3 protein-coding genes are annotated in these 2,536 nt (G+C 46.5%); 1 reads left to right on the top strand and 2 read right to left on the bottom strand.

Annotated features, from left to right (window positions below):
• Positions 1 to 168: 168 nt before the first annotated feature.
• Positions 169 to 1,272, bottom strand: coding sequence for a cell division protein ZapE (gene zapE / locus GY683_RS07530; protein ID WP_297288146.1), 1,104 nt, complete (start codon positions 1,270 to 1,272; stop codon positions 169 to 171).
• Between the two features lie 8 nt (positions 1,273 to 1,280).
• Positions 1,281 to 1,928 carry an alpha/beta fold hydrolase gene (locus tag GY683_RS07525; RefSeq protein WP_297288145.1) on the bottom strand — a complete coding sequence of 216 codons (648 nt, stop codon included), beginning with the start codon at positions 1,926 to 1,928 and terminating at the stop codon, positions 1,281 to 1,283.
• A 214-nt stretch (positions 1,929 to 2,142) separates the two neighbouring features.
• Here GY683_RS07525 and GY683_RS07520 point away from each other — a divergent pair, with 214 nt between their 5' ends.
• Positions 2,143 to 2,496, top strand: coding sequence for a hypothetical protein (locus tag GY683_RS07520; protein WP_297288144.1), 354 nt, complete (start codon positions 2,143 to 2,145; stop codon positions 2,494 to 2,496).
• Positions 2,497 to 2,536 lie beyond the last annotated feature (40 nt).

The raw sequence follows: 2,536 nt of genomic DNA, 5'->3' as shown, positions 1-2,536 counted from the left end.
TAAACTTCCATGGCTTTAGCTGCTTATGATCAGGCGCAGCAAAAGCAGCCTGCAATGCGGTGGCAAGCTCGTCATCGCTTGGTACGGGCAGAACAAGCTTACCAATACTGCGGCGCTGATGGATGGTGGTCAATACGGTGTTGTGTTGGTTATTCATGGCAATCCTTATTATCCTTCTACGCGATGCTCTTCAGCAAGATAATCCTCAGACTGCATCTCAAGCAGGCGTGAACGCGTACGCTCAATCTCAAAGGCAAGCTTCTCGCCTTGATACAGCTCCAATATCGACTGTTCAGCACGCACCAGCAGCTTGACACGGCGGTCATAGAACTCATCAACCAAGTAAATAAAGCGGCGCACAGGATCCATCAAAGTATCGTTCAATGCAGGTACATTATCGACCATCACCGTATCAAAATCATTGGCGATCTCAATAAAATCCGCCGCCGAACGTGGCTGCATACATAAGGCACGAAAATCAGCAAGCAGCATGGTCTCTGTGCGCTTAATGATGGCAATCTCACGACCTGCGATGGTGATTGGCGCATCTGTCACTGTCTGCCCTGCCGCCAAAGTATCAAACCGCTCCGGCAACCAGCCCTTGGTATCGTCTGACAGAGGATAAGTGTACAGCTTGGCTTGTTTTAATAGGCGTAAGCGGTAATCGATGCCAATATCGATGTTCATCACGGTGGTGTTTTTTTCGACCTGCTCGATAGCTGGTAAGAATCGATTGCGATGAATGCCGTTCTTATACAGACCTGCTGGCTCAATGTTCGATGTCGCAACTAGGGTAATGCCACGCTCGAACAGCATGGTAAATAGATCACCCAAGATCATCGCATCAGACACATTCGACACAAAAAACTCATCAAAACAAATAACGATCGCCTCTTCGTGGATGATGTCAGCGACTTTTTGCAGTGGGTCAGATTGACCTTGTAGCTTGACCAGTTCGGACTGTACGCGCTGCATAAAGTGGTGAAAATGCATGCGCATCTTACGCTTGATGGGGAGGCTCTCATAGAACATGTCCATCATCCACGTCTTACCACGGCCAACCCCGCCCCACATGTATAGACCCTTTGGCGGTGTTGGTTTTGATTTGAACAGACTGGCAAAAAATCCTTGCTTATTATTCCCATCTGCACGCACGATCTCGTGATGTAGATTATCAAGGTAGGTCATCGCCTGTAGTTGCACCTGATCTTCACTAAAATTCCCTGTGGTAAGTGCCGCGCGATAACGCTCTAACGGAGTCTGAATGGTCATAATTATCCTTAAATCTTGGTATGTGCCGCTAAGGCATTCTTTAGATCAGTAAGCTTACCATGAAAAAGATGCCCAACATCTGGCATCACAGTGCTATCAAATCCTCGTTCGTTGGCAAATTGCTGCAGCAGACTAGGCGCAACCAACTCATCCTTATCGCCATAAATTACAAAAGTATTATTGGCTTCGATGGACAGCTGACTGGCATCGTTACGAACGATGGAAGGTGCGATCAACGCTAGATTATCAAGCTTAACATCATCAAATACTGATGATTTATGAATCAGATCCGCCATGCGACATGCCACAAAGCCACCAAAGCTAAACCCGCCAATCCACAATCGTCTGGCCCGCGTCTTCGTCAATGCCCAAGCCAACACCGTCTGCGCATCGACAAACTCGCCACCGCCATACTCTGAAACGCCAGTCGAGCGCCCCACCCCACGATAGTTAAAACGCACCACATCCATGCCCGCATCACGGCAGAACCTGTACATGGTACTTACCACTTTATTATTCATCGTACCGCCATCTAATGGGTTGGGATGACAAATAAGCGCAAGCATGTCAGAAGGCTGTCTGTTACCTTCCTGCCAAATCGCATCAACTTCCAGTACGCCATGGGGTGCATCTATGAGCGTGATTTCGTTTTTCATGATAAAAATTTACTTAAATTCTGCATTATAACACAATTTTTTGATAAATGAGTTGTGTGGATTCTGTGCATTTTTTGATAAATACCGCAATGATTGCTAAGGCTGGATAATCTTATTCACAAATTTATTACAAGGTCTGCCATGAATATTAAGTATAATCGAGCCAATCTCATGGTATTTGAGATTACTCCATTATTACCCATAAGGAAAACCCATGAAAAAATTAGCTCTTATCGCATCAGCAGCTTTATTATTAAGTGCTTGTGCCAGCACCCAAACCACATCGCCGGTCATTGCGCGTGCAGACGCGACATTTGAGACGACAGGACTTGGCAAAACCAAACTCATCGCCCAAGAAAACGCACTTAATGCCGCCAAAAAACAATGCGGCATGCGCACCCCCGTCATCGTCAAAGACAGCACCACCTATAATGGTGTCATGGATGAGCGCACGGGTCGCGTCATCGAGCAAGGCATCAACGTGGTCGGCGCAATTTTTGGTACCGCGTCGCCCAAGCTAAGCCGTGACGATGATTATGAATACAACATCAGCTTTAAATGCCAGTAATTTATTTACATGACTTTTCAAACTCAAATAATAAAGCCGC

It is taken from the genome of Moraxella sp., assembly GCF_024227015.1.
Lineage (GTDB): Bacteria > Pseudomonadota > Gammaproteobacteria > Pseudomonadales > Moraxellaceae > Moraxella.
The sequence above is the reverse complement of the archived record's forward strand: the minus strand, read 5'-3'. Positions and strand labels throughout refer to the sequence as shown.